This is a genomic window from Paraburkholderia lebeckiae, from assembly GCF_050436325.1.
Classification (GTDB): domain Bacteria; phylum Pseudomonadota; class Gammaproteobacteria; order Burkholderiales; family Burkholderiaceae; genus Paraburkholderia; species Paraburkholderia tuberum.
Genome location: NZ_JBNDLZ010000002.1, coordinates 3098063 through 3123863, shown reverse-complemented (window position 1 = coordinate 3123863; position 25801 = coordinate 3098063). Strand labels below are relative to the sequence as shown.

Here is a 25801-nt window from a genome sequence, read left to right as displayed (position 1 = left end):
GATCACGCGTCCGACGTCTCGGGCGAATCCGCGTGTTCCCCTGCGACCGCCTTCTGCTTCGACTGGATCATCGCATTCGGCGGCGGCACGGGATTGAAGAACCGCTCCGGCTCGGGAACGAGCATCACGGAAAGCTGCCGACCGCCGGCGCCCTTGATGGTGTAGTGGAGCAGATAGGAGCGCCCCGCACCGCCTGAGTCCGCTGTCACCGGGTAGCCCGACTTCTGGAAATCACGCTGGACCTGCTTCCAGGGCTCGGGGCTCCTTTCATCTTCGGTCGGGGTCTGTTCGATCGCGTCGGTATGCGCCTGCGCGAAATCCCGGAAGATCGCGGGCGTGACAAGCAGCATGCCCTCAGGCACGAAATGTACGCGGGCCATCGATTCGTTATACGGCAGTGCGCCCGTCGCGATACCTTCCTGCACCCACGCCATGAACCGCTCGGCATTCGGCCGCGGCTGCCGGGCACCGGCCCGAGCGGCAATGGATCGCGACGGAACTCGCGCTTTTTCACGCGGGCGAACCGGCGCACTTAACTGATCCGGTATATGGGCATTGTCGCTGCCCTTGCCGCGAGCGACGACCGCTTCGTTATTGAGCACGGCGGCGCTCTCTGCGTCCGGCAGGTAGGCAGTCTCACTCTCGTTCAAGGACGGAGCACATGCATCAAACGCAGCCGTTTCCCGTGACCCGGGCCGGTCATCGTCCGCAGAGCCTGGCGCGCCGATGCTTTGCTCGACCACCGTCGTCACCGGGTTCGCGACTGCCGACCGCGTCTCCTCGGCAGGATCCGCGGGTGGGGGCGTTACACCGTCATCAGCGATGTCGGCTGATTCAGATGTCGGGTTCGACCCGGCGCTACTCTCGATGACCTGAACGGAGCCCGCAGGCAGCGCACGCGGATAGCGAGAGGCATCGGCATACAGCCGATCAAGCGGATAACGCAGAACCGTGAAGGTTTGCTGCCAGGCGCCAATCGTCACTGTGACGGTCCAGATGGCGCCGCCTTCCGGCGTGGGCACAAGCGCACCGTATTCCTGCCATGTGTCGAAGAGCCGGTTGTTGTCCGACGGGATGCCCGCCGCGCCGCTTTGTCGTTCTTCATGTGCAGCGACGTAGGTGCGGACAGCCTCGGCTAGCGTTTTCGCAACGCACCACAGCGATTCGCCGTCGCAATAGCCGGTGGCGCCCGCCCGGTTGAGCGGCACACCGCCCTCGGCCAGCAGCCGTCGCAGCCCTTCCATCAATCGCTCGATCAAAGGAACCGCGCGTGCCGACGCGAACCGCGTGCGCGGACCGGCAAGCAGGTTTTCCGCAACTGAGCGGCGATCCGCGTCGCCCACCATCTTTGCGAGCGCGCTGTCTTTCGATCTGGCCTCACCGGACAGGTATTCCGCCAGTTCCTGCAGCACGGGTGGATACTGGGCCAGCCAGCTCAACGATACCGGCGGCACCAGGCGCTGCAGCAGCACGATGGCCAGACGCGAATGGGTACCGTAATCGCGCTCGCCGGGCGCGGGGAAATCCACGCGATACCACGCGCCACCCTGCTCGTTCATGCTACCGGCCATCGGCACCCAAGGACGAACGTCATGCCCGGCGGCCAGTTCGACTTTCAGGTCCGCAAGCGGCTTGCCAATGTCGTGCAGCAGCGCGCCGACCAGGACCGCATAACTGCACCGCGCGCCATGCTGCATCTGGTCTTCGGGACTCGCCCCCAGCGGCAGCCGGTACCCTTCACGGAAATGCAGCGCATAGCGCGCCACCTCGAGCAGGTGGATCAACAGGCCGCCTGGTTGCGCGTGATGATGCGACTCCGACGCGGGCAGAAGCTGCACGAATTCCGCGAGCCGCTGCAGCAACGGTTCGAGGTCGCGCTGTTCGCTGTCGGGCGACAGGCCGAGACTGCTGGCGATACGGCGGACCGTCCCCTCGACACCCGTTCGCTGGATCAGCTCGCGATATCCCAGTACCGGCAGATACTGCGGCGACGGCGGCACATTGCGCCTCGCGGGCGGCGTAGCTGGCGGCGCCGGTGGCATCGCCAGCATCATCGACGATCGTGGCAACGTCAACCACTTAAAGGCATTGGCAAAAGCCATGTGGGGTTTCCGGCAGAACGACAGAACAGGATTAGCCTCGGTCATGAGGCGCGACTCAACGCGTCGCATGGTTCAACCGTACGCACTGGCCCGCACCGGCTGCCGCAAATGGCTGCACGAGAACGCGCCGCATCGCGCAGTCATGCTGCTGGACAGATGGCCGCGATTACGCGCCGCCGCCTGTCCTTTCCCGGCCTTCTGCGGCAAGGACCGTGGCGTTTTTCGCCCCTTGCCGCAGAACCCTTTTTTGCCCTTCCCCGTTTGTGCGTTTAAGCGGGTGATGCGATTCATCCCAGCTTCACCCGCGGCCTTTGGATTGGGCCCTTCCCTTTGGGCCGTCCTTTGTTTCCCTTGCCTTTGCAGCCTTCTGCAGACGCCTTTGAATTGCGCTGGACGGGTGGCCCCACGCGAAACGGGCCGATATGCGGCCCCCGAAAAACCTGCTCGCCCAACTGCGAATACGGGCAGGCATCCGGCCCAGCCGCGCGTCTTCGCTGCCTACAGTGAACCCGTCGGTCCTCCCCCCTGGGCCGACGCGCGCTGTTGGCCTGCCGGAGTGCTCCCCGCGCCCGGCAGGTCCTTTTTCCCTGATGGCTGGCGCGGCCAGGTCGTGGTCACCGGATCACGGCCACGAACAGGCGAGGTCAAGGTGAAGCGTGTAGGGATCGTTCTTGCTAGTGCTGTGCTCTGCGGCTCGGCCGCTACTGCCCGGGCCGACTGCATCGACGACGCCGCGCGGTTTCATCACGTGAACGCACGGCTCGTGCGCGCGATTGCCACCATCGAATCAGGACAGCGCGCGAATGTCGTCCACCTGAACGCAGACGGCACGACCGACATCGGCCTCATGCAGATCAACAGCCGGTGGCTCGCTACGCTCTCGCGCTTCCGGATCTCGCGTGCGGACCTCCATGACCGCTGCACCAACGCCTACGTCGGCGCGTGGGTCCTGTCGCAGAACCTCCGCCATCTCGGCCTCACGTGGGATGCCGTGGGCGCCTATAACGCCGGCACACACGCGAAGCGCATTGCTTACGCGCGCCGCGTCTATCGCGCACTCACCCTGCCGTCCGCGCCGGCCACGCCGCTCGCGGTGCAGGACTCGGGGCTGATCGCGAAGCTGTTCCGGCCGATCACGTGGTACGCGACATGGGGAGCTGGACGATGAGCCGGCTCACGTACGAATACGCGATCGAGGTACTGAACGACTACCTCGGCCCACTTCAACCGATGCTCGCCGATCCGGACGTGCAGGAAATCATGATCAACCGCGCCGATGCGATCTTTGTCGAGCGCAATGGGACAGTAACGTACGTCCCCGGCTGCGACCTCGATCCGGACGCACTGGATCGAGCCATCACGATTCTCGCGAACGTGAATGCCAAGGAGCAGACGCCTCTGCTCGATGCCCGACTGTCGGGTCTGCGCATTGCCGCCGCCCGGCATCCTGTGGCCGTCCATGGCGACATGATGTCGATCCGCAAGCACACGCGCCGCCGCATTGGACTCGCCGACTACGAGCGCGCCGGGGCATTCGACGTGCTGCCAGATACGAAGTCGCACGCCGCGCGCCGCCGCAATACCGCGCTACTGGGCCGTCTCGCATCGGGCGGCGCCGCGCTGCGCGAGTTCTTTGAATGGGTCATGCGCGAGCGGATCAACGTCGCGTTCTCCGGTGGCACCTCATCTGGCAAGACCACGATGCTCAACGCGATGATCGATGCGATGCCGCAGGAAGACCGCGTCATCACGATCGAGGACACGGCCGAACTGCAGGTGCACGCGCCCAATCACGTCGCGTTCGAGACCAATCTCGGCATCACCATCCGCGACCTTGTGCGCTTTTCGCTGCGCGTGCGCCCTGACCGCATCATCGTCGGCGAGGTCCGTGGCGCCGAAGCCTTCGACCTGATGGAAGCACTCAACACCGGGCACCCCGGCTCGATCGTCTCGTTCCATGCTGACTCGTCCGACACCGCCCCCGCGCGGCTGGAGTCGCTCATCCGCATGAGCGACGAAGGGCGGCTCCTGTCGATTGACGACCTACGCCAAAAGATTGCCTCGACGTTCCGCTTCTTCGTGCACGCCGAGCGGCAGGGCGCGGTGCGCGGCCCTGTCGAAATCCGCGAAGTGCTCCGTGCAGGGGACGGCCGCTATCAGACCCGGTGCCTCTTTTCCCGCTTCGCCTCCCACGAGGAGCTGGCCCATGCATGATTTACGTCAACGGGGCTGGTGGCTCCGTGCCGCCCGTCTCTTCATCACCACGCTTCGCAACCGTTGTGCGGATGTGCGCGACGCTCGGCGAAACGTTGTGACCCCTCATCACCGTTCGCTGCGCCTGTTCTTCACGGCCTTCTGGCTCGCTTTAATTCCGACCATCGCGCATGCGGGCATCTGGAACGGCGGGCTATGCACCGTGTACCAGGACGTGCTCGATAACGAGCTACTCGAAGTCGTGTCGCTCTCGGCGCTCGTCGGCTCGATCGTGCTGTGGCTGCTCGACGATGGTCGCAGCAACATCAAGACGCATGTGCTGCGCGGCGTGCTCGGCACGCTCGCGATCCTGAACATGCCGCTGCTGTGGGCCCAGGTGTTCAACCACGGCGCTGCCTGCACGGGCACCATCTGACGAGGTCCGGCATGGAGACGCATCGCCCCGACGCACCTGACGCATCCGTTGGCTCCGTCGATCCGCTGGGTCCACTTGATCCACTCGCCGCGCGCGTTCGAAAGACGATGCTCGAACAGTTCCTGCTACTCGGCATCGACCGCAAATGGTGCATCGCGCAGGGTGCCATCGTCATCACGTTCGCCGCAGGCCTGCGCAACGGCTGGGTACTGCTCGCGGTGCTGGTCACGCATCCCGTATTGTGGCTCGCCGTGCGGCGCGATCCCGACCAGATCCGCTGCTATGCGAAATACAGCCGGCAGGGCGACTACTATGAGCCGCGTCAGCTGCTGCGTCAGAAGATCAATGCCCGCCCGAAAGGCTTCGCCCGAGGCATGCCGTGCTGAAACCGACCCGCTCGCCGTTTGACGCCGAGTCGCTCGCACAGGTCGCGCAGCGCACCAATGGCGATCGCCGTTCCACCGCAGAGATGGTGCCGTGGCTCTTTCGCTTTAGCGACACGCTCATCGTCAACAAGGACTCATCGTTGATGGCGAGCTATGAGTTCTCCGGACCGGATGCCGACACGTTGTCGACCGGCCATGTCCTCGAACTGATGGAGAACCTGATTACCTCACTACGTGACATCGCCCGCCGGCCCGTCACGATGTGGTGGACGATTCACCGCCGCCGCAGCGCGCGCTATCTCACTGTACCGATGCCAGACCCGGTGGCGCAACGGGTCGACGATGCCCGGCGCGAAACGTTCGAGCGCGGCGCCAATTATTCGAACCGTCATTTCGTGACGTTCGCGCTGGCCCCGGACGTCGGCATCGACCGGTTTGCCGGCAAGATCACGCACGGCATGACAAATGATGGGCTGTCGATCGCGAAGGCACTGATGCAGGCCGTGCGAGGCACGTTCTCCGACCAGTATCTGTTCGCGTATACGGCGTCAGAGCTGGCCGCCGTCGTCGAGACCTTCGAGAACATCCTGTTCGGCTTCGTCGCGAGCAACCCGCGCCTGGCCTGCCGGCGCCTCAGTGGTCCGGCACTCGGTGCGTTCATGCACGCGTGCTGCTCCCCGCCGAGCGATCACGTATCGGCCGTGCCCATACCGGACATCCCTGCACTCGATCTCGCGATGTGCGATACGGAGGTCCGGCCAGGTCACGACTACCTGCACTTCTATTCGCATGGCCGGCAGCGCTTCGCTATCGCGGCGGGTATTCCTGCCCGCCGTGACTTCTGGCCAGACACCGTGTTGCCCACGAGCCTGGACGGCCTGCTGAAGGTGCCCGGGGAACTCACGGTCAGCCACTGCTTCCGTCTCACCACGCCCAACGCCGCGATGCGTTTCATCGACAGCGTGCGCCGCTATCATGAGGGCCGCCGGCTCGACCCGCGTTCACTGCTCGCCGCAACGCTGCGCGGTGGCGACACGTCCGGCGCGCGACAGAACCAGTCCCGATCCGCCGCCGCAGACGACGCGAACCGGCGCGTGGGCAAGGTCGAGATGGCCGAGGAGATGTACGGGTACTACAACCTGTCCGCGCTTTCCTTCTCGCCCGTTTTCGAGACGGCACCGTTCGATGACGGCTCGGCCGTCGAAGCCGCGTGGGCGCAGGTGGTCATGACCCACCGCGCCGTCGAGGAAGCGCTGCGAGCCGCGCACTTCGCGCCCGTGCGCGAAACGCTTCACGCGTTCTCGGCCTTCGCGACGAGCATCCCCGGCATGTGGCGCGAATGCGCGCGCTGGTCGTTCATCGATACCGCGGCGCTTGCCCGCCTGCTGCCGCTGCGCGGTGTCTCCGAAGGGCACCCGATCAACGCGCACCTGACGAAGGAAACCGGCACGCGCTGCCCGGCGCTCGCCGCGTTTCCCACCGACTTCGGCACGCCCTACTGGTTCACCGCCTTCCTGGCCGATGTCGGGCACATGCTGGTCTGTGGCCGCACCGGATTCGGCAAGACGATCTTCATGCTGCTGTGCGCGACGCTCTTTCGCAAGTACCCGAACGCCTGGCTGTACGGATTCGACAAGGACCTGTCGATGCGCATCCCGACCATCCTGCAGGGCGGCCGCTACCTACAGTTCGATCATGGCGCAGCCGGCGCTTCGGTGGACGAGCAGGCGCAAATGAACCCGCTCGTGTTGCTCGCGGACCCGCGCCACATCGAGTTCCTCGCCGAATGGATCGTGATGCTGGCGCAGCAGCGAGGCACCTACCGCGTGACCGCGGGCGACCGCCGCGAACTGGAGAAGGCGCTCGCCGCGACGCGCAGCCGGAGCGACCGGCGCCTGTGGCGGCTGCGTACGGTCCACGCGTCGCTACCTGCGGGGCCGCTTGCCGACGAGCTGGCCCTGTGGGTAGGGTCCGCCGTACACGCGCATTACTTCGACAACCTTAATGACAGTTTCGGCGACACGCGATGGGTGTCGATGGCGACTGACCGGATTCTCGCGAACCCTGTGATCGCGCGGCCGTTCCTGGCGTATGTGACGTACCGCATCCAGGATTCGATGGAACAGCGGCGTGCCAGGGGCATCATCGGCCCGACACTCGTGATGCTGCCCGAGATCTGGAACCTGCTCGACGACGACGCGTTTGCCGCGCAGATCGGCAACTGGATCGTCACGATGCGCAAGAAGCTCGGCTGCGTCTGGATGGATGCGCAGTCACCCGAACAGGTCTCGACCTCGAAGATCTGGCCGCAGATCCGCGACAACGTGCTCGTACGCGTATTCGTGCCGGTCGAGAACTTCACGCCGTCCGCGAAAACCGCCTATCAGCGCGATTTCGGTCTTTCGGACGGACAGATCCGCACGATCCAGCAGCTCATCGCGAAGCGCGATTACTTCATTACCGAACAGGGGGGTGCATCACGCCGAATTTCTGTGCCGCTCGATCCGGCATCAATTGCCATCCTCCGGTCAGAGTTGAGCGCGCAGCTGATATTCGACCGGCACCTGCATTCCGGCCATCCGGACTGGAGGGCACGGTACATCGAGGAGGCCATGGCACAGCCCAGCATGGACACGGCGGCATTGGCCGAACCGGAGGCCCATCATGCGTGAGCCCGTACTTCGTCGAGCCGGCGTGGCCGCTGCCCTCGCCCTGGTCCTTCACACGGGCACTGTTCGCGCCGGCGGCGGGATGACGGGCGGCGCGACCGAAATCACACAGTTGCTGAACCACGCCGAGCTCGCTTCGTCGGTCGCCCAGCAGGCGCAGATGGTGGAGCAGAACGTTCAGGCGCAGCTCACCCGCCTGCAGCAGTACGTCACGATGGTCCAGAACCTGAAGCAGGTTCCGGCGTCGCTGATCGACCAGACCCTCGCCCCCTACCGCACGCAGATCACGAACTTCCAGTCGCTCTCCACGACCATCACGCAGCTCGAGCAGGCGGCGACCGCCACGAACAGCCTCTTCGGCCGCAGCCTCACCGAGATGAATACGACGGGCATGTCGCCTGCCCAGTGGCTGTCGGCCTACACGTCGCTTGCCTCGACGCGCGGCGGCATCTACCAGCAGCAACTGACGCAGGACATGCAGAACCTGAACACGCTCGCCGAACGCGCGCAGAACCTGCAACAGATCCAGTCGCAGATTCCGAACGTCACGGGCGCCGTGCAGGGCCTGCAGATGCTGAACCAGCAGTCGAACGTGCTCGCTGGCGAGATGGTCGACCTGCATGCGCTCATGCAGCGGCAGGTCGCGCAGCAGATGCAGGACCACATCGCTCAATCGCAGGCCCAGGGTAACGCGGCGAAGCTCGCCGCCGCGCGCGCTGCGGCGCTCGGCCAGGTCAACCAACAGGAGCAGCAGACGACACAGGGCGCACCCAACTTCGACCTGTTGCAAGACCAGTAGGGGGAGCGGCTGTGCTGTTGCGCTGGCTAATCCATCATCTCTGTACGACGCCCGCCGAGCTACGTGTAGTGCTGCACGCCATCCGTGAATATCGGCTCCGCAGCGTTGTTCCGTTCGATCAGCGCGATCCGGGCTGGACGTTCGACCGGCGCATTACCCGCAGCGTCCGGCTGTCGCTGCTCGTCGGGCTGCTGGTGGTGCATGCGGAAAATCCGCAGGTTTTTGCCGCGGCCTGGATCGCACTGCCGCTCGCCCTGCTGCTCGGGCTGCTGCGCCTTGCCGGCGGTCTTCGGTAGCGGCGTCCCATTGTCAACTGGATCAGGTCATGAACGACGTCATCTCCGTGCTCAACGCACTCTTCGCGACGATGCAGGCGAAGGGCACGAGCCTGCAGACGCTGTTCCTGTCTGACGGCATCGACCTGCTCGCCGCGCTGGGCCTCGTCATGGCGACATGGCACGTGTTCCTGTGGCTGCTCGAAGGTGACTTCCCCGGCTTCTTCGCGAACCTCTTCCGCCACCTGATCAAATGCGCCGTCATCCTCGTGATGCTCACGGCCTGGTCCGGCACGGTGCATAGCTACTTCGTCGACAACATGCAGGCCATGGCCTCGCGCGTGTCCGGTGGCGAAGGCAACCCCGGTGACCTGCTGCGAGCGCTGGTCAACGCCGCCTCGACCATCATGCAGGGCGTGCGGACGGAAGCCGCCCAAGTCTGCGAGCAGGTACCGGACGTGACGCCCGATGGCGTGGTGATCCCGAACACGGAGCATCAAGAATGTGGGACCGCGAGCGATGCCGGGGCGAATTCGGCGGGCCTGAGTTCGATCTGGACGCTCATCAAGAACCTACCGCTCGTCCTGCTCGCATTCCTTGCCAAAGCGCTCGCGGTCATTGCGATCACGCTCATGACGATGATCTTCGTGGTGGTTGTGCAATTCGGCTCGTTTCTGCTCGACATCGCCTTCTGCCTCGGGCCCGTACTCATCCCATGGTACGTCCTGCCCGCCGGCGAATTCCTCTTCGATGGCTGGCTGCGCTTCACGATTTCCGCAGGGCTCTTCAAGGTCGTCGCGTGTCTGATGATGGCGATCGTCTATAGCGGCGTGTTGCCGGGCATCCAGAGTCTCGTACAACAGAGCGCGACGCAGAACGGCACGAATAGCGACGCGTACTACGCGACAAACTACCTCGCGATGCTGGCGCTCGCGCTCGTCTGTGGAGTGGGGGCTTTCATGATGTGGCAGGTGCCCGAGATTGCGAGAGCGCTTGTTACCGGGGGTGGCGGAGGTGCAGTAAAGGGCTTTGGGAAGGGCGCGATCGGTCGCCAGATCACACCGGGGATCTTCAAATGAGGTCAGTGATGACGATCTTGCTGGTGCGACGCGTAGTACGACGCCCATTCCTGATCCTGCTGGTACCGCACCTCTCGATCGATGCGCTGCGCCTCCGCACGCTCCTTCGGTGTGGTCCTGATCCACGACCAGGCGATGAATGCGGCCGCTCCCACAAGCATCATTGCCACGCCGAAATGCTGCGCGCCGACCTGATACAGGACGAACGCCGCGAACAGCAGAATCGGCAATATGAAGTACAGCAGGATGATCTTGAGCTTGGCCATGGCTGCACCCTCGCAGCAGGTGAACTGGAGCCCAGTGTAGCACCGCGGGCGTGCTTCTGCCGGAAGGGTTGAGTCATGCGCCTACGCCTGCCCTTTAGCGTCTCATCCGCCATCCAGACACCCGCCGCCGACCTTCCGTCGCCACCGCATACCGGCGAAGCAGTCACGGCCTGGTTTGCCGCCTTCCAGCGCCCCCTCTGGGAAAAGCGGCTCGCAATCAAGGTGGCCGCCGCGTTCGCGCTGATCGCTGCCGGTGAATGCGCTGCACTGATCGTGCAGAGCGCGCACAGCGGCCCGCGTCCGTATTTTGTCGAACACGACGAGAAGAGTGGCGCCGTATGGGTCTCGGACCGATACGCCGAAACCTATTCGGTCACCGCGGCGAACAAGCGCTATTTCCTCGTGAAATGGGCGTCGCGCGTCTTCACGATAGAAGCGGACAGCCAGGACACGCTCACGCGCCAGATCCCGGCCGCATTCGGCTGGACGTCGGGCGCCGCCACGCAAGAGCTGGAAACGTACATTACCGTGACCGATCCGGTCGCGCAGCGCGTCGTGCAGACGCCCGGCCTCACCCGCGAATTCATCGAGAACTCCACCTCGTTCTCACCCGATGGACAGGTCGCCTACCTGATCTTCACGTTGATCGAGAGCGTGAACGGCAAGCCGTCCCGCCCGAAACAGATGCTGCTCACGGTCAGCTTCCTTCTCGCGCCTGAAACGCTGAAATCCGGCGAAGAGAAGGACAACCCGATCGGGCTTCGTATCACCCACTTCAGCCTTACACCCTATCTGGGTGTCAATCCCGGAGCCACGCAATGAAGCTTCTTCTTTCGACTGCGTGCGTCACGGTGCTCCTTGCGATGTGCGCCGCGACGGCCCGGGCCCAAGGCGCAGCACCATCGCCTGCGCCGTCCACGCCGCTGCCCGCAAGTATGGTAACGACAGTCCCGACGCAGCCCGCGGAGAATGCCGTTCGCACGCCAACGCCGCGGCCTCGCGCCCGATACGCGCCCGCGTCCCGTGCGCACATCAACGGTCCCTATCCGGCGCCCGACGATTCGTCGCTCGTCGTCTACGACTATGACCCGGACTACCTCTATCCCGTACTTGTGCGCACCAACGAGGAAACGCACCTGGTGTTCGGCCCCGACGAGGAAGTCACCGGTGTCTACCTGTCCGATACGGGCAAGCGCTGGCTCGAGCATACGGCGCTCACCAAGCGCGATTTGTTCATCGAGGCGCGCCTGCCCGGGCTCGACAATGTCGCGACGATCATCACGTCGCGCCGGCGCTACGAACTGGACCTGCGCTCATCGGACAATGGGACGGTCTATCACCGCGTCTCTTGGCACTACCTCGATACCGATGCGCAAATGACAGCGGGACAGGTCTCGCCCTTCGGCATCGAGTACCCGGGCAACGCTCCTGCGCTAAGCACGGGCGCACAGGCGAACGGAAGCGCGCAGGCGGCGTCGACTGTCGATGCGCGCTCAGGCGGTCCGCGCATCGCACTCGACCAGGCGAACTTCGACTATCGCCTGGAGGGAGATGCACCGTTCACGCCAGTGACCGTTTTTGACGATGGAAGGTTCACGTATCTGCAGTTTCCCCACCACGCCGAACTGCCCGCGATCCTGCTGATGGACGACAAGGGCCATGCTGAGATCGCTAGCTTCGTGCCGCTCGGCAACGACCTGTTCGAGGTGCAGCAAATCGCCCCATACGGCCTGCTGCTCAAACGCGGCAAAGAGGAAGTACGGGTCTTTAACGGTCGCAGCAAAGCCTGCGGACTGTTCGGCTGTGATTCGGCCCGCATGAAGAACATTTACGGAAAACCGTGAACATGGCCGCCCCGGAAAAAAGCGGCACCCCGCTTACGCCTGAGCCAGCCAGGCTCACACGCATCCGCCGGAATCTCGCGAAAACGCTGCTCGTCGCGCTGTGCTCCGCACTGCTCGCGATCGTCCTGGTGCACGCGTTGTCCCATCCGCACGAGACCGCAGCCGAGCGGCGCGAGCGCGAGCAGATCGCGGCGGATGCGCGGCAACCGAAGGCCTCACCGGATGCGATCCGCAAGCGCCTCGAAGACCAGCGGAACCTGGCGCTGGCACGTGCGGGCGATGCCGCGTCGGCAGCCAGCGCCCCGCTCGGCGGCACACCGCTCGACGGCATCCCCAAGGGCGTGCCCGGAGACGATGCCGGCCCGCTGCCCCGAAACTACCGGACGTCTGGCCCAGCTACCCCCGATCGCGACGCCGATCGACTCGCGCTGCAACGGCAGATCGACGCCATGCAGAGCCAGTCGCTCGTCGCTTACGAGGACACAGGCGGAGGCAACGGCAACCCGTCCGCGGAGAACAGGCTGTCGCCCGACCGCATCGCGGGCAGCCTGGCGCGCCTTTCCGACTTGCAGGCAGCGCCAGGCAGCCCATTACCGGGTGGTGGTTCTTCGGAGACGACCGAATCAGGTCTCACGCCGGTCAATGTGTCGAGCGCCACCAACCGGCGCAACGCCGACTGGGTCAGACAACAGGGCGAAGCGACTGACGATGCGAAGCCGCTGGTTCCGGTCCCCATCACTTCGCCGTACATGGTGATGGGCGGTACACCGATTCCCACGGTGATCCTGCAGGGCGCGAAAAGCGACATGCCAGGTACCTTCCGTGCGATGGTCGACCGCGACATCTACGACAGTATCGATGGCAGCTGCAAGCTGATCCCGAAGGGTACGCGGATTCTCGGTCGGACAAACAACGATGTCGCGATCGGCCAGAACCTGATGCTCATGGCTGCCACCCGGATGATCTTCTGGCACGCGACCATGCGTCTCGATGGACTGACCGGCAACGATCCCGACGGCGAGGCGGGCGTCACCGCCGAGGTCAATAACCACTTCTTCAGGATCTTCGGGTCGACCTTCCTGATCGCCGGCGTCGCCGCCTGGATCGGCCACAACCAGAGTCAACAGAGCGGCACCACGATCAACATCAACGGAGGCGCGTCGACCGATCTGTCGGAAGCGGCAGCACAGTCCCTGTCGCAAACGACCCAGACCATTCTCCAGCGCAACATGAACATCCAGCCGACCCTGAAGCTGGAGCCCGGTCAACGCATCACGTTCATCACACAGCGGGACATGATGCTGCCGCCCAACGTCACTGACGGGAGCTGCAATCGATGAAACATTCCACCACCGCGTTTTCTGCAACCTTGCTGATCCTCGGCTGCGTGCTCCAGACGGCCTGCGCCGAGCCGCCGCCCGCTACCGGGCCGATCTATGATTTCGACTGGCGTCTGAGCGGCGCCGCCGAAGTACGACCGTACCAGGTGTTCGACGACGGCCAAAAAATCTATCTGCAGTTCGACGAACCGGAACAAGTGCCGGCTATCTTCGCCGACATGCCAGGCGGCCTGGTACTCATGCGCTGGCGGCCCGACCCGCCTTATGTCGTCGTCGACCGGATGGACACCGCGCTGGTATTTCGCTCCGCGGGCTGGGAAGCCCGTGCGGTACGAACGGCGCCGGTCGGTCCGCCCCGGATGGCTCACTTCGGGCTAGCTCGACCATCTGAGCAAACGCCGGTTACTTCAACCCAGGCGGTAAAAGACGCCCCTGCCGGCGGCGTCAATCCTCGCGACGAGCCATCCCAGTAGAAATAGTCTCTTGTCCAAAAATCCTGACCGTCCACGGAACGTGGACAACCCTACTTTTCGGACAAGGCCGGTCGCATCCAAAATGTCAGGCCGTCCACGGAACGTGTACAATGAACAAACTTGGACAACCGCGACCTTGCCATGCATCCGGCCGACCACGATCTGCCTCCTCTGCTGGAAGCTGCCGCCACCGCGTTCGGCGATGCGACCGGTGTTCCTGTCCATCTGCGCAAGGCGCCACCCCGATCCGGCGCGGATGCAGTACTGGAGTTCCATGTCGGCACCCGCCGCTACAAACGCCTCGCGCATGTCAAGCGGACGATCGATCGCTACGGCACCTTGGCCGCTCTCCGCGCGCAGGCCGCGCCGGACGACGATGACCGGCTCCTGCTCGTGACATCGTATCTATCCCCTAACATGATTAACGCGTGCCGTGACATGCAGGTTGATGCGCTTGATCTGGCCGGCAACGCCAGTCTTCTTCTAGGCGATAGCGTCATTCTCGTGTCTGGACGCCCACGCCCGGACAGCAGCCCGCAGGCACATAGCCGGACCTGGACCAGATCGACACTGCGCGTCGCGCTTGCCCTGCTCGCGGTCCCTTCGCTGCTGGAAAAAACCTACCGGGATATCGCACAGGTTGCCGGCGTCAGCCATGGAACGGTCCAGAATGCCATTCACGGCATGCTGGCCCGGCGCGACCTCATCGAGCAGCCCGGCGGGCACGGCATGCAGTTCGCCGACGCAGGCCGGCTCATCGATGAATGGACCACGTTGTACCCGACACTATTGCGTGGATCGCTTCAGCTCGGCCACTTTCGCACCGACATCCCCGACTGGTGGAGAAGCGTTCCCGAGCTTCCCGACCGATGCCAGTTTGGTGGAGAGCCGGCAGCAGCCATCCTTACGCAATACCTGAAACCCGCCACATTCACCGTATACTGTGCCAGCGAGGTCCCGAGGGAGTGGATCGCGAAGGCTCGCCTGCGGCCTGATCGCGACGGCAACATTGAATTCCTGAGGTCCCCGATCCAGTTCCAGCCTGCGGCTGGACTTCCGCAAAACATCGCGCCGCCCCTGCTCGTCTACGCTGATCTCGTAGCGAGCGGCGACTCGCGCAATCTCGAAACGGCCCGGTTAGTGCGTGAACAATATCTCCCCGCTTGAGCCTCGCCCCCATCGCCCTTTTCCACCCGAAATGGTGGCCCTTTTGCGTGAAGTGGCTGCCGCTGCTTCCGAAAAGAGCATCCAGTGGTTTGTCGGTGGGGCGAGCGCACGTGACATCGTGCTAACGCACGTCCACGATATCGAACCGACCCGGGCCACTGCAGACGTTGACATCGGCATTTCCATCGAAAGCTGGGCCGGCCATGAAACACTGAGAACGGCGCTGCTCACATCCGGCCACTTCGAGCAGCGAGGCAGTGCAACCCACCGGCTGCACTATCAGGCCCCTGAGACCGGCGCGAGAACCTGGCTCGATATCGTACCGTTCGGGGGCATCGCAGACCATGGCGGCGAAATTGCCTGGCCGCCCGATCAGGTTATCCGCATGAACGTCGCCGGCTTCGAACAGGCGCTGCAGGTCGCTGTGCCAGTACGCATGGATGCCGATCTCGTGGTGCCTGTCGCTTCCCTTCCGGCGCAGGCAATGCTCAAGATCATCGCCTGGAAAGATCGTCACGCGGTCGATCGCAAGGACGCAACCGATCTGCTTTTCCTGCTGGCATGGTACGGCGAGGCAGGAAATCTCGAGAGGCTGTATGCCGACGACGCCTTCGACTTGATCGAACGGCACGAGCACGATCCCGATATCGGCGGCGCGGCCCTCCTCGGCCGCGACATGGCGGGTATCGTCACGCCGGAAGTGCGCGACCAGATCCTCGCGGTCGTTGCGCCGGACGATCCGTCGCCCCTGATACTCACGCACATGATGGCAAGCCGCGCACGAATTTTCGGCGGCGATACGGCTGAACGGATCAGTCAGCTCTTTGACGCGTTTCGCCAGGAATTTGTCGCGGCGGTTCAGCGCGGCAACGGGGCGTGACCCACCCGGACCAAAGTGTTCACAGCGGTGTCCGGCTAGCCCGGCACGCCTTGTCCTGCCCGCGCCTGGAGGTCCGTCAACTGAGCAAGCGCATCCCGCGCGCGCTCCACGGGCACAAAAATGTGATCGTGAAATGCGGCAGCAACGACGTTGCAACTGATGCAGGCCCTGGTCAGCGCGTCAGCAACTGCAGCCGTGAGTCCCACAGCCTCCAGGTCGGAATGGACGTTCAGCGTGATCCAGGCTGCCCGGAAAAGAACAGGTAACCCTTCGCGCAGCGCCGTCGGTTCATCGATGATGACGGTCAGCCCCTCGCGCTCACGAAACGTCGCCAGGGGAGCGAGCTGCGACACGTCCCTGTCTGCCAGCACGGACGAAAAAACATAGGCGCCTTCATTCAGCTCTGGCTGCATGGACGCCAGCAACTGTGCGAGATCCGAGACGGGTTGGCTCACTGCGCTCCCTGTACAAGAAGAGGGTCAATCGGGCAGGTACACCGGCCGCGGCATCGCGAGCCGTACCCACGTCGAATATCAAAACTATTGCGGCCGATATGCAGGATTGTCACTCATAGTGCGTGTCATGATAGAGCGTGGCCTCAAACAGGTCAAATACGTACGCTTCGATATCTTTCCGATCGAGATGTCGATGCAGTACGACCCCCTTGCCCTGTTTGGGAAACGCCTGGTCGAGCTTCGCAAGGCGCGCGGCTGGTCACAGGAGCGGCTTGCGCTCGAAAGTGGGCTCGCCCGGTCGTACGTTGGTGGCATCGAAAGGGGGCAGCGCAACATTGCCCTCTATAACATCTGTGTGCTGGCCTCCACACTCGGCGTTTCTCCCGCTTCCATGCTGGATTTTGATGAGCTCACGTGACATTGCGTGACTGGCCTGCTGTGCAATCCCACCCACTTTCCGCAATCAGAGCGCCGGCCTGTCCGTCGACCTGCCAGGTCTTTGCTTGTGAGACATCGTGACGCATCGGGAGATCAAGTTCAATCCCGTCAAATTCATTTGAACAGCGAACAGAAATGATCGGCAAACCGCCTTGATTTTTCGGTGTCGCCGACTATGATTCGCGATTGAAGTTGCCCGCTGGAGCCCATCCAGCATCCTTCGCGGTACCGTCGCTCGTGCGACACCTTCCGCGGTTTGCTTCGTCCCACTGTCTGGACCACCGCAGGTCTTTTGACCGGAAGCTTTCTTTTCTTGCCCGTCTGGGGAATTGTCATTCCCCGACAGAGGGCGAAGGAAGCTGTGCGCGCCGTGACGAACGACGCCAACGATCCGGACGTCAAAGTCCTCGTCTCCTTCCGCGCGGGCGATCATTACATCCGTACGTTCGAGCGTACCGGCAACCGCGCGGGCGAGACCGGCGCTGTCCTCAAGGGGCGTCTGCTCAAGCTTTTCTGGATCAAGGTCGACGGCCAGGAAGTCTACCGTGACGAAAGCGACCGCGAAGACGACGACGCTGAAGCAGGCGCCGACACTTCCGCGGAGACCATCAACGGGCATGAACCGTCGACGAGCGATCGCAATCGCGATCGCCGCGATACGCCTCCTGCTGAGGGACCGGCCAACAGCCGCGACATCGGAGCGTCAAGCAACGATGCAGCAGCGGCCGAACGCACCAACGCGCGCAGCAACCGCTATCCGCCGCTGCGCCGTCATGCGAACGGGAGCGCCCGTCGCCCGTCCGCCAACGCCGAATGACCGGCGCCCCTCGGTCCCCGCCTCGCGCGGGGGCTTCCTCTCGCGCATGACCGGACTGCCGGTTTTCCAGGGCGACACTCCCCGAGCCCGCTCCGGAAAGCCGGTACCGTCCCGCAGATCGTCGACCGGGTCCACGGCGGCCCCACTACGCCGTGCCGTTTGCGCCGGATCGATCGTTCCGGCCCAGACACGCGCCTGGCAGGGGTTAACTGCCAGGCGCTATGCGTCATTCGCCCTCACTGCCAATCAACGCCAATGAGGGCCAATGAGGCATAACGTGTTCACTGCCGACCTGCCAGTTGCAGGTCCGTCTGTCGCCGCGTCAGGCGACACCTTCACAGCCCTCTTCCGGTGCCATTGTCTGCACGGCTGTACCCGCGTCGCCATGATGCCGGGTCCGGAATAGCTCGCTTCCCCGCTCTCAGGTAGTTCCTTTGTTCAACCCTCGCGGGGAATGCGCCTCCCCGCCCGGGCAGCCATCCTCCGCTCCCTTCCCGGAGGATGTCATGAACCAGACCACTGAAACGCACGGCATCGTGGCCACCATCGTGCCCGAGGATCGTCGTATGGAAATCCTGCCGCGATACTGCGGCAAGCATATGATCCGCGCCGAATTCGCTGTTTACGCCGCAATGTCGTCGTTGTGCCCAACCTACCACGGCGGATTCTGGGACTACGTCGAGCTGTCCAACGGCGCGTTCTACATGACGCCTCGTCTGGATGGCCCGCTACCCATCACCTGCGACGGCAACGGATACGACGGCGAAATGAGCAGTGACGCCGCCGGTATTGTTGCCAGCCTCTTCGCACTAAACGCCATGGCGTGGTCGACAGAAGACGCGCATTTCACGGAGCTCTATCACAGGCTGCTCGCCTTCGTTCCATCTCACCCTGAGGCGCGCGAGATCTTCGCGGCTATCGATTGATGGACTGACACCCGGTCCACCCCCTTCACGTCTTGCGGAACGCAGCCCGCAGGGCGCGTCTCCGCACACTCCCGGAGACAACGATGTCAATCTGCACTTCCATCACCGCTTCCCGCCCCGCCATCAGCGGCTTTGATACGAGTACGCGCCAAGGGTCACTGGTACGCGAGAACGGCTTCCAGCACAAACCAACATCACAGCTTCATGCCGCCGACCAGCCCGATGATGACGACGAGCCGTCGCAGCAGGTTTTTCAGTGCCGCGACGGGCGCACATTGCCGCGCTATACGGTGCAGAGCGTCGATCTTCCCGACGGCCTCTACCTCGGGCTCTTCAACGGACGCGACGATCCGCTTGGGTCCCCGCTCGTTACAGGGTTTGATGGACCGCTGATCGGCCGGCTGCGTTATTGCCACACCGTCGAGGCCCGCGACCTCAAGCTCGAATTCCTCGATCCGTTCGAGGGTTATCGGTTCTTCCCCGACATGGAGCACGTGGCCGGACGCGACGGGCAGACGCCTAGCGGCAGGATCACGATGCCGATCCAGCTCATGCTGAACGCGGGAGTGCTCGTTTTCGACGGACGGTATTTCGCCGACTGGACAGTCTTCGTTATCGGCTCGGTGCGTACCGTCATCGGTCGCGACCTTCGCTCACAACGGCGCGTGTGACCAGAGACTTGCACCGCATCACCTCATTCTTCCAACTGCACCAGATCAGCGGTGCATTCCGCGCGGGGCATCACACCCGCTTTGGGAGCAATGCCTCGAATCACTTGTGCGAGGTACACCATGGGATGGCTCTTTAGTCATGGACAGACGCGTGCGCAACTGATTGCACGCCTCACACGCAATGAGGAGCACGATGACTGCGCACGTCGCTGCCTGCGCCACTGTAGCAGTGGCAACGTGCTCTGGACGGTTTGGGAAATTGAACGCCCCGGCGACACGCCGCTGCGTTACATCGGCTGCGACCTGCTCGCCTGGGACAAAGGCTGCGCCGGCTGGGGCTACAAGGACCTGTGCGAGGAAATGGAGCCGTTCTATTACTCGTGCCCGCTCGCGTATCTCGAGATGGTCCCGCCCGCTTCACCTGCATGGCGCGAAAAGGTCCGCGCGTGGCATGCGGCGCGCTCGCGTGTGTTGAGGCCCGGCGACATGCTAACGCTCAAAGGGCTGTCGATTGCGGCGCGCTCGCGTGTGTTGAGGCCCGGCGACATGCTAACGCTCAAAGGGCTGTCGATCACCGAGGCCGTCGTCGTCAGCCAGCGTCATCGCACGTGGATCGTCGAAAGTGGCGGTCAGCTGTTCCTCTTTCCGCCCCGGCTCTTTCATCACATCGTCCAGCAACGACGCTCCAGCGAACCTGCCCGGCAACCCACTAGCTAGGTTCGTTCATGCCGCATAGGCGCGTGGCCTGGTTGCCGGGTCATCTCTGAAGCGCCGCACCGGTGGCGCTTCGGTGAAGACCCATTGCTCTCGATCCTTTCGATGCGGATCCGTGCGTCGCCGCTTCATGTGAAAGCTACAGCCTCTTCCGGCGCGCTCATCGGTTACCTGCCCGTCACGCTGGCAGACGGAATCGATCCGTATCTCTTCAACCCACCCGCGGGACGCCATACCCGCGAGGGTGCGTCCCGCCTCACTTTCTGGAGGCATCGTGATCTCTCTTTCCGGCACGCTCGACGTGCGCACCATCAAGGGCAGCAACGGCCCGTTCCAGGTCGGCGAACTGACCACGTCTGTCGGCGAATTCAAGGTCAAGGACAAGGTGCTCGAGCAGTTCGAGCCCGGCGCCTATACCGGTACCTTCCTGATCGACAAGATCTATCCGCACAGCTACGTGTGGTACGGCAAGGTCACCGTCGAGATCCGCGCGAGGCTCGCCGATGTGCAGCTCGACAACGATGAGCCGTTCAGCGAGACCGGCCAGGCACCGTCCTCGACCGAGCCGGATCCGGCCGACGAGGAACGCATACCCAGTGCCGCAGCCCCCGCCCATGCTGACCAAGGGCCATCCCCCGCACAAACCGAAGGCGATTCTGGCGAGCTGTATCTGCCCGACCTGTTCGGAACCGAGCTGGCCGATGCGATTGTCGCGGGTCAGCCAGTGAAGCTCGATCCAACCGTCGACCGCGGCGTGTTCCGTCAGCAACGCGACCAGCTTCGCGCATTCGGTTACGCCTTCCAGGCCTCCAGCCAGACCTGGCTGAGAGCCTGATTCCTGCCACTTGCTGCGTGCCGGGCCTTCCGGCAAGCGGCACGCCATGATTCATTGGAGATCGACATGGCCCTGATCTTTCCCCGCCTCGCCCGAAATTTCGTGAAAAACGGCTACTTCCCGACCGATGCCGTCACGCTCGGACGGATCATCCCGGCGCTCGCGCTGGCCGATCCAGACCGCCCCGTACGGCTGCTCGATCCATGTTGCGGCGAAGGCGCCGCGCTGCACGAGCTAAAGGACGCACTTGGAAGGCAGTCCGCAACACCTGATGCGATCCGCGCATTTGGCGTCGAGTATGACCGCGAGCGTGCATGGCACGCGAAGGATGTCCTGGAGACCGTGGCACACACCGACATCCAGGACATGTTCATCACCGCCCGGAGCATGGGACTCCTGTTCCTGAATCCGCCGTATGGCGACGTCGTATCGGACAAGGCCCAGACTGGCGAGCGTCAGCCGGACCGTCTGGAGAAGCTCTTCTATCTGAAGGCGGTTCCCTGGCTCGCGTTCGGTGGCGTGCTCGTGCTGATCGTGCCGTACAACGTGATGGACCGCGAGTTCGCCACGATGATCGCTCGGAACTTCACACACGTCGAAGTGTTTCTCGCGCCCGACCAGACGTTCAAACAGCTCGTCCTCTTCGGCGTCAAGCGTCGCGCGGATGGTGTCGACACCTCATTGGCCGCACGCCTCGCCTGCATCAGCGACGGTGAACTGCCACCGGGACTGCCCGAGCACTGGACTGCACGACCGTATTGCGTTCCATCGGCCGCCGGTGAACAGGCCTTCATGTCCACGCGGATCGATGCGCCGCAGCTCGAGCATGAACTGCAACGCCTGCAGCACGCCACGCTCTGGCCGCAGTTCGCTGCGATGTTCGCAGCAAAGGCGGTCACGCCTCGCCGTCCCCTGCGCGACCTGTCCGACTGGCACCTCGCCCTCGCGCTTGCGGCCGGCCAGATTACCGGTGTGGTTACCGGCGTTGATGGCACACGCCTGCTCATCCGGGGCGACACCATCAAGCAGAAAGAGCAGGAAGTCCAGATCGAGGAAACGGACAAGGGCGATATCCGGACCACGATCCTGATGCGCGACCGGTTCGTTCCCACGATCGCGGGCATTGACTTCACGCCCGGCCCGAATCTCGGCCGCGTCGTCACGATCCGCTAGTGCGGGTCACGTCTTCAACCCCGCGGGGCCTTGCCCCGCAGGGGGCAGGTTCCGCCCTGCAAAGACACCCGAATCATGACTGATACAAGCCCCACGAACCAGCCACTGCCTGCTTACCTCGTCGGCTATAGCCTCGACCACACGCACCGGGTCGTCGTCGGCATCCGGGCCGCCAGCGCCGAGGCGGCCTGCGCCATCGCGCGTGCGGCGTTCGACGCCGGTACGTTGTGGGATGACGCGCCGAACATGCCGCTGCTCTACGACGACTATGAGGAACTCGACGGACAGATCCTCAGTTTCGATGCGACGGGCGTCACGGCATGGCCGGCCGCCGACGTCTCGGTCCGTGCTGTGCGACTGCACGCAGCCGCACACCAACTCCTCGCGTTCGCACGACTCGTCGACGAACGATTGCCTCAAGCAGCTGCGATCGAGACCTGGCATCCCGAAGCCTTGGTGTCGATGACCCTCACGGCCGGACAGGTCCGTGAACTTCGCGCCTTGCTCGGAACGCTGACTGGCTGCTGACCGCGGCCGTTCCTTCTACACCTCTGTGCGCCCTGTCTCCAGGGCGCTTTCCCCGACCGTTCACCAGGACGCTCAAGGAAAGCGCTTCGCGCTGCACGTTTTCCCGCTGGTCGGCCGGTAGCAGACCCGTCGTCGCCCGTGACGCGACACCTTCAGCGGTACCCCAGCCGCTTCTTTCCGGCGCCTTCGTCTGCGCGGCGGCGGCTCCCTTGCGGACGCCCCGGAATCTTCCTTAACCCACCCGGGTCAGCGCCCGATGGGTGCGCCGGGCATTCACGCTGGAGCACCCCATGCTATATCCCATCAAGGAACTGCAGGACATCTTCATCGATGCCTGCGTGCGTGCACCCGATGGCGAGCTCGCCTTCGTGTCCGTCTTCGGTCGCGATGGCGCCGTTCAGCAGCTTTACGCCTCGCTACATCTGGGCGTCCAGGAGGGCGGCATCCGTCAGATCACCCTGCTTGACCCCGACAGCAGCCAGCCGATCGTCACCGTACCTATCGGCGATCCGCGGCGGCTGGACAAATACAGCGGTCGTCTGCCGAAAGACAACCTCTTCGGCAACCTCGTGCATACGTGGATCTACGACGAGTCGCTGCTGACACCGTCAAAAGCCACCGGCTCGGCATGGCTGCTGGTTGACCGAGAAACCCAGACACACGACGAAGCGTCGCTGGAAGCACGCGTGTGGTCGCTTATTGAACAGCTCAGTCCGATACCGCTGCTGCCGCACTGGCGCTCCCTGGTCCTCGCCAGCCTCGGAGCGCAAATGGTCAGCAGGCTCGACCAGACACCTTGTTCACCCGTCGGACGCATCCACGCTTTCCGGATCGCCCTCCCTGACTCGTTCACCGAGGCGATCTCCAGCTTGGTCCGCAGCGGCGCGCTCGCAATCGACTAACCCCACCGCCGGTCTGCCGCCCCTCGCTTTATTTTCCCAATCTGCGGGACCTGCGCCCCGTCCCGGGGGCTCGTGGCCCGCGTCTTCTGGAGACGCATCATGGAAGATCTGCAATCCGCCGTCGTCGACGGCGATGCCGAACACGACGACATCACAGCCGACGACAACGCCGGCGACGTGATCGCCCTGCCGGACTTCATCTCGAACTTCGGCGCTGGACTGCTCGACGCCGTCCGCCAACAAAACCCGTCGATCTACGATGGGCAGCGCCCCTCACGATGGGACGCACTGCTCGACGAACTGTCGCGACAACCGTTCCCGGCGCAACGGGAAGTCATTCACGCGATCACGACCCTGTTGACGCAACACGCACCGGGCGGTGTCATCAACGCCGAAATGGGTACCGGTAAGACGCTGATGGGCATCGGCGTTGCCGTCCTGCTCCACCATTGCGGCTATCCGCGCACGCTCGTCATCGCACCGCCGCATCTCGTCTACAAGTGGCGCCGCGAAATCAGAACGACGGTGCCGGGAGCACGCGTCTGGATCCTCAATGGCCCGGACACACTACGCAAGCTCCTACAGCTCCGTATTATGCGTTCGAGGCCAACGGTACCCGAGTTTTTCATTCTCGGCCGCGTGCGCATGCGCATGGGATTCGACTGGAAGCCTGCCTTCGCGCGCCGCGTCGCAACGCTCGATATGGAGACTGACGCAATCACGCGCGTGTTTGCCTGCTGCCCTGCCTGCGGCGAGTTCGTGTGCGACGAAGACGGCAATCCGCTGACACCTACCCAGGCTCGGCCCGCGCTCAACGAGAAGCGTCGCGCGTGCAGTTGCGGCGAACGCCTGTGGACCCTGGCACCGAAAGGCCAAGGCACGCGGTCGATGCGCGAGCTGGTGAAGGGAGCACTGCTTCAGATGCCGACCGTCGGCGAGAAAACCGCCGAACGCCTGCTCTCCCGCTTCGGCGAATCGATGCTCGCGGACATGCTGCAGGACAACGTGTTCGAGTTCATCAACCTGATGGACGACAGCGGCGAACTCGTGTTCTCGGACCGGCAGGCGAAGCGCATGGAGCGCGCGCTCGCTCACACGGAAATATCGTTCGGACAAGGCGGTTACCAAGCCTCAGAGTTCGTTAAACGGTATCTGCCACAGGGCTACTTCGGTTTACTCATCGCCGATGAAGGCCACGAATACAAGAACGAGAACTCCGCCCAGGGCCAGGCAATGGGCGTACTCGCTCGGAAGGCGTCGAAAACGTTGCTGCTCACCGGGACGTTGATGGGCGGCTACGCCGACGACCTCTATCACCTGCTCTATCGCCTGAACCCGACCATGCTGATCGACGACGGGTTTAACTACAACAGCAACGGCTCAATGGCGGCCGCAACGATGGCGTTCATGCGCGAGCATGGCGTGCTCATCGACATCCACAAGCAGGTCGACGAAGGCTCGCACCGCACCGCGAAAGGCGACCGCAAGAGCGTCTCGACGGTGAAGGGTCCGGGCTTCGGTCCCAAGGGCATCATGCGGTATGTCGTGCCGTATACGGCCTTTCTGAAGCTCTCGCAAATTGGCCAGAACGTCCTCCCTCCCTACGACGAATCCCTGCTACCGGTCGCGTTGACTGAGGAAATGGCGGCAGCGTATCGCTCGCTCGAATCGACACTGACATCAGAATTGCGCGCGGCGTTACGCTGCGGCGACAAGAGTCTGCTCGGCGTGGTGCTCAATGCGCTGCTCGCGTGGCCGGAATGTTGTTTCCGTCCTGAAATCGTGCGTCACCCTCGCACGAAGCGGATCCTGGCCAGCGTGCCTGCATTGCTGCGCGACGATCAACCCGGTCCCAAGGAAGAAGCGCTGCTGCGACTCGTGCGCGGCGAACTGCTGAACCGCAGGCGCACGCTGGTCTATACGACCTATACCGGCACGCGCGACACGTCGGTGCGATTGAAGAATCTTCTCGATGCGGTCGGTGTCAGGGCATCCGTGCTTCGTGCGAGCGTGCCTGCGGAAAAGCGTGAGGACTGGGTCGCCGACCAGCTGGAGCGTGGCGCCGAAGTCATCATCACAAACCCCGAGTTGGTCAAAACCGGCCTCGATCTTCTTGAATTCCCGACGATTGCATTTCTTCAGTCGGGCTTTAACACCTACACGCTTCAACAGGCTGCACGCCGGAGCTGGCGTATCGGTCAGACGCATGACGTCACCGTGCGATTTCTCGCTTATGAGGCCACAACGCAGATGCGGTGTCTGAAGCTGATGGGACAGAAGATTGCCGTCTCGCAGTCTACCTCCGGCGACATGCCCGAGTCCGGTCTCGACATCCTCAATCAGGGCGGAGAGAGCATCGAAGTTGCGCTCGCGCGGCAACTGGTGAGTCAGGAATAGCCGGAACCTCATCTCCTAACCCATCCCCTCATGAAG

28 protein-coding genes are annotated in these 25801 nt (G+C 63.6%); 24 read left to right on the top strand and 4 right to left on the bottom strand.

What is annotated here, in order from left to right; translation table 11 throughout:
* Positions 1-2: 2 nt before the first annotated feature.
* Positions 3-2102 carry a MobH family relaxase gene (gene mobH, locus OKW44_RS17750; RefSeq protein ID WP_035471664.1) on the bottom strand — a complete coding sequence of 700 codons (2100 nt, stop codon included), beginning with the start codon at positions 2100-2102 and terminating at the stop codon, positions 3-5.
* 72 nt (positions 2103-2174) lie between these two features.
* Positions 2175-2393 carry a hypothetical protein gene (locus tag OKW44_RS17745; protein WP_162634060.1) on the bottom strand — a complete coding sequence of 73 codons (219 nt, stop codon included), beginning with the start codon at positions 2391-2393 and terminating at the stop codon, positions 2175-2177.
* A 358-nt stretch (positions 2394-2751) separates the two neighbouring features.
* Here OKW44_RS17745 and OKW44_RS17740 point away from each other — a divergent pair, with 358 nt between their 5' ends.
* The 8 genes from OKW44_RS17740 (at position 2752) to OKW44_RS17705 (ending at position 9939) form a co-directional block, all read left to right on the top strand.
* Positions 2752-3270, top strand: a complete 519-nt coding sequence (locus OKW44_RS17740; RefSeq protein WP_026226264.1) for a lytic transglycosylase domain-containing protein — start codon at positions 2752-2754, stop codon at positions 3268-3270.
* Positions 3267-4316, top strand: coding sequence for a TadA family conjugal transfer-associated ATPase (locus OKW44_RS17735; protein ID WP_026226265.1), 1050 nt, complete (start codon positions 3267-3269; stop codon positions 4314-4316). The genes OKW44_RS17740 and OKW44_RS17735 overlap by 4 nt, the downstream gene beginning before the upstream one ends.
* A complete protein-coding gene (locus OKW44_RS17730; RefSeq protein ID WP_018423038.1) occupies positions 4309-4731 on the top strand; it encodes a hypothetical protein in 423 nt (140 codons plus the stop codon). Before OKW44_RS17735 ends, OKW44_RS17730 begins: the two co-directional genes overlap by 8 nt.
* 11 nt (positions 4732-4742) lie before the next feature.
* Positions 4743-5117: a VirB3 family type IV secretion system protein gene (locus tag OKW44_RS17725; RefSeq protein ID WP_018423039.1), complete on the top strand. Its 375-nt coding sequence runs from the start codon at positions 4743-4745 to the stop codon at positions 5115-5117.
* The gene (locus OKW44_RS17720) at positions 5111-7789 is read left to right on the top strand and encodes a VirB4 family type IV secretion system protein (protein WP_018423040.1); all 2679 of its coding nucleotides are present in this window, start codon (positions 5111-5113) and stop codon (positions 7787-7789) included. The genes OKW44_RS17725 and OKW44_RS17720 overlap by 7 nt, the downstream gene beginning before the upstream one ends.
* Entirely contained in the window at positions 7782-8585 is an 804-nt protein-coding gene (locus tag OKW44_RS17715) for a conjugal transfer protein TrbJ (RefSeq protein WP_239499200.1), read from the top strand. The genes OKW44_RS17720 and OKW44_RS17715 overlap by 8 nt, the downstream gene beginning before the upstream one ends.
* Before the next feature lie 68 nt (positions 8586-8653).
* Positions 8654-8881: a hypothetical protein gene (locus OKW44_RS17710; protein ID WP_018423042.1), complete on the top strand. Its 228-nt coding sequence runs from the start codon at positions 8654-8656 to the stop codon at positions 8879-8881.
* A 29-nt stretch (positions 8882-8910) separates the two neighbouring features.
* Positions 8911-9939 carry a type IV secretion system protein gene (locus tag OKW44_RS17705; RefSeq protein ID WP_018423043.1) on the top strand — a complete coding sequence of 343 codons (1029 nt, stop codon included), beginning with the start codon at positions 8911-8913 and terminating at the stop codon, positions 9937-9939.
* A 2-nt stretch (positions 9940-9941) separates the two neighbouring features.
* Here the strand turns inward: OKW44_RS17705 and OKW44_RS17700 are convergent, their stop codons facing one another.
* On the bottom strand, positions 9942-10205 hold the full coding sequence (locus OKW44_RS17700; protein WP_018423044.1) for a hypothetical protein: 264 nt from the start codon (positions 10203-10205) through the stop codon (positions 9942-9944).
* A 75-nt stretch (positions 10206-10280) separates the two neighbouring features.
* Between OKW44_RS17700 and OKW44_RS17695 the strand changes: the two genes are divergently transcribed.
* From OKW44_RS17695 to OKW44_RS17670, 6 genes are all read left to right on the top strand, one after another.
* The gene (locus tag OKW44_RS17695) at positions 10281-11027 is read left to right on the top strand and encodes a VirB8/TrbF family protein (protein ID WP_018423045.1); all 747 of its coding nucleotides are present in this window, start codon (positions 10281-10283) and stop codon (positions 11025-11027) included.
* The gene (locus OKW44_RS17690) at positions 11024-12049 is read left to right on the top strand and encodes a TrbG/VirB9 family P-type conjugative transfer protein (protein ID WP_018423046.1); all 1026 of its coding nucleotides are present in this window, start codon (positions 11024-11026) and stop codon (positions 12047-12049) included. Before OKW44_RS17695 ends, OKW44_RS17690 begins: the two co-directional genes overlap by 4 nt.
* 2 nt (positions 12050-12051) lie before the next feature.
* Positions 12052-13389 carry a TraB/TrbI/VirB10 family type IV secretion system protein gene (locus OKW44_RS17685; RefSeq protein ID WP_018423047.1) on the top strand — a complete coding sequence of 446 codons (1338 nt, stop codon included), beginning with the start codon at positions 12052-12054 and terminating at the stop codon, positions 13387-13389.
* Positions 13386-13862 carry a TrbG/VirB9 family P-type conjugative transfer protein gene (locus OKW44_RS17680; protein WP_018423048.1) on the top strand — a complete coding sequence of 159 codons (477 nt, stop codon included), beginning with the start codon at positions 13386-13388 and terminating at the stop codon, positions 13860-13862. Before OKW44_RS17685 ends, OKW44_RS17680 begins: the two co-directional genes overlap by 4 nt.
* 141 nt (positions 13863-14003) lie before the next feature.
* A complete protein-coding gene (locus tag OKW44_RS17675; RefSeq protein ID WP_026226268.1) occupies positions 14004-15029 on the top strand; it encodes a type IV toxin-antitoxin system AbiEi family antitoxin in 1026 nt (341 codons plus the stop codon).
* A gap of 31 nt (positions 15030-15060) precedes the next feature.
* A complete protein-coding gene (locus tag OKW44_RS17670) occupies positions 15061-15909 on the top strand; it encodes a nucleotidyl transferase AbiEii/AbiGii toxin family protein (protein ID WP_018423050.1) in 849 nt (282 codons plus the stop codon).
* Between the two features lie 35 nt (positions 15910-15944).
* Here OKW44_RS17670 and OKW44_RS17665 read toward each other — a convergent pair whose 3' ends face one another.
* Positions 15945-16364 carry an ACT domain-containing protein gene (locus OKW44_RS17665; protein WP_018423051.1) on the bottom strand — a complete coding sequence of 140 codons (420 nt, stop codon included), beginning with the start codon at positions 16362-16364 and terminating at the stop codon, positions 15945-15947.
* 193 nt (positions 16365-16557) lie between these two features.
* Between OKW44_RS17665 and OKW44_RS17660 the strand changes: the two genes are divergently transcribed.
* From OKW44_RS17660 to OKW44_RS17615, 10 genes are all read left to right on the top strand, one after another.
* The gene (locus OKW44_RS17660; protein ID WP_026226270.1) at positions 16558-16782 is read left to right on the top strand and encodes a helix-turn-helix domain-containing protein; all 225 of its coding nucleotides are present in this window, start codon (positions 16558-16560) and stop codon (positions 16780-16782) included.
* A 390-nt stretch (positions 16783-17172) separates the two neighbouring features.
* Entirely contained in the window at positions 17173-17619 is a 447-nt protein-coding gene (locus tag OKW44_RS17655) for a DUF3577 domain-containing protein (RefSeq protein ID WP_239499201.1), read from the top strand.
* Positions 17620-18125: 506 nt separating this feature from the next.
* Positions 18126-18545, top strand: coding sequence for an antirestriction protein (locus OKW44_RS17650; RefSeq protein WP_018423054.1), 420 nt, complete (start codon positions 18126-18128; stop codon positions 18543-18545).
* Positions 18546-18628: 83 nt separating this feature from the next.
* Positions 18629-19216, top strand: a complete 588-nt coding sequence (locus OKW44_RS17645) for a hypothetical protein (protein ID WP_018423055.1) — start codon at positions 18629-18631, stop codon at positions 19214-19216.
* A gap of 237 nt (positions 19217-19453) precedes the next feature.
* The gene (locus OKW44_RS17640) at positions 19454-19933 is read left to right on the top strand and encodes a hypothetical protein (RefSeq protein WP_239499202.1); all 480 of its coding nucleotides are present in this window, start codon (positions 19454-19456) and stop codon (positions 19931-19933) included.
* Positions 19934-20204: 271 nt separating this feature from the next.
* Entirely contained in the window at positions 20205-20765 is a 561-nt protein-coding gene (locus OKW44_RS17635; RefSeq protein WP_018423057.1) for a DUF3275 family protein, read from the top strand.
* Positions 20766-20819: 54 nt separating this feature from the next.
* Positions 20820-21938, top strand: a complete 1119-nt coding sequence (locus tag OKW44_RS17630; protein WP_239499203.1) for a DUF6094 domain-containing protein — start codon at positions 20820-20822, stop codon at positions 21936-21938.
* A gap of 75 nt (positions 21939-22013) precedes the next feature.
* Positions 22014-22466 (top strand): hypothetical protein, encoded by a 453-nt coding sequence (locus tag OKW44_RS17625; protein ID WP_018423059.1) that lies wholly within the window; start codon positions 22014-22016, stop codon positions 22464-22466.
* 290 nt (positions 22467-22756) lie between these two features.
* Complete coding sequence (locus OKW44_RS17620; RefSeq protein WP_018423060.1) at positions 22757-23368, top strand: hypothetical protein; 612 nt, start codon at positions 22757-22759, stop codon at positions 23366-23368.
* A gap of 99 nt (positions 23369-23467) precedes the next feature.
* Positions 23468-25765 (top strand): SNF2-related protein, encoded by a 2298-nt coding sequence (locus OKW44_RS17615; RefSeq protein ID WP_018423061.1) that lies wholly within the window; start codon positions 23468-23470, stop codon positions 25763-25765.
* Positions 25766-25801: the final 36 nt, after the last annotated feature.

What these genes read in the sequence shown, in the direction of transcription:
- OKW44_RS17725 (WP_018423039.1), top strand. Translation starts at nt 4,743, where the DNA reads ATGGAGACGCATCGCCCCGACGCACCTGACGCATCCGTTGGCTCCGTC.
- OKW44_RS17660 (WP_026226270.1), top strand. Translation starts at nt 16,558, where the DNA reads ATGCAGTACGACCCCCTTGCCCTGTTTGGGAAACGCCTGGTCGAGCTT.
- OKW44_RS17695 (WP_018423045.1), top strand. Translation starts at nt 10,281, where the DNA reads ATGCGCCTACGCCTGCCCTTTAGCGTCTCATCCGCCATCCAGACACCC.
- OKW44_RS17735 (WP_026226265.1), top strand. Translation starts at nt 3,267, where the DNA reads ATGAGCCGGCTCACGTACGAATACGCGATCGAGGTACTGAACGACTAC.
- OKW44_RS17620 (WP_018423060.1), top strand. Translation starts at nt 22,757, where the DNA reads ATGCTATATCCCATCAAGGAACTGCAGGACATCTTCATCGATGCCTGC.
- OKW44_RS17645 (WP_018423055.1), top strand. Translation starts at nt 18,629, where the DNA reads ATGTCAATCTGCACTTCCATCACCGCTTCCCGCCCCGCCATCAGCGGC.
- OKW44_RS17615 (WP_018423061.1), top strand. Translation starts at nt 23,468, where the DNA reads ATGGAAGATCTGCAATCCGCCGTCGTCGACGGCGATGCCGAACACGAC.
- OKW44_RS17675 (WP_026226268.1), top strand. Translation starts at nt 14,004, where the DNA reads ATGCATCCGGCCGACCACGATCTGCCTCCTCTGCTGGAAGCTGCCGCC.
- OKW44_RS17625 (WP_018423059.1), top strand. Translation starts at nt 22,014, where the DNA reads ATGACTGATACAAGCCCCACGAACCAGCCACTGCCTGCTTACCTCGTC.
- OKW44_RS17705 (WP_018423043.1), top strand. Translation starts at nt 8,911, where the DNA reads ATGAACGACGTCATCTCCGTGCTCAACGCACTCTTCGCGACGATGCAG.
- mobH (WP_035471664.1), bottom strand. Translation starts at nt 2,102, where the DNA reads ATGGCTTTTGCCAATGCCTTTAAGTGGTTGACGTTGCCACGATCGTCG.
- OKW44_RS17700 (WP_018423044.1), bottom strand. Translation starts at nt 10,205, where the DNA reads ATGGCCAAGCTCAAGATCATCCTGCTGTACTTCATATTGCCGATTCTG.
- OKW44_RS17680 (WP_018423048.1), top strand. Translation starts at nt 13,386, where the DNA reads ATGAAACATTCCACCACCGCGTTTTCTGCAACCTTGCTGATCCTCGGC.
- OKW44_RS17690 (WP_018423046.1), top strand. Translation starts at nt 11,024, where the DNA reads ATGAAGCTTCTTCTTTCGACTGCGTGCGTCACGGTGCTCCTTGCGATG.
- OKW44_RS17670 (WP_018423050.1), top strand. Translation starts at nt 15,061, where the DNA reads ATGGTGGCCCTTTTGCGTGAAGTGGCTGCCGCTGCTTCCGAAAAGAGC.
- OKW44_RS17730 (WP_018423038.1), top strand. Translation starts at nt 4,309, where the DNA reads ATGCATGATTTACGTCAACGGGGCTGGTGGCTCCGTGCCGCCCGTCTC.
- OKW44_RS17685 (WP_018423047.1), top strand. Translation starts at nt 12,052, where the DNA reads ATGGCCGCCCCGGAAAAAAGCGGCACCCCGCTTACGCCTGAGCCAGCC.
- OKW44_RS17650 (WP_018423054.1), top strand. Translation starts at nt 18,126, where the DNA reads ATGAACCAGACCACTGAAACGCACGGCATCGTGGCCACCATCGTGCCC.
- OKW44_RS17715 (WP_239499200.1), top strand. Translation starts at nt 7,782, where the DNA reads ATGCGTGAGCCCGTACTTCGTCGAGCCGGCGTGGCCGCTGCCCTCGCC.
- OKW44_RS17745 (WP_162634060.1), bottom strand. Translation starts at nt 2,393, where the DNA reads ATGAATCGCATCACCCGCTTAAACGCACAAACGGGGAAGGGCAAAAAA.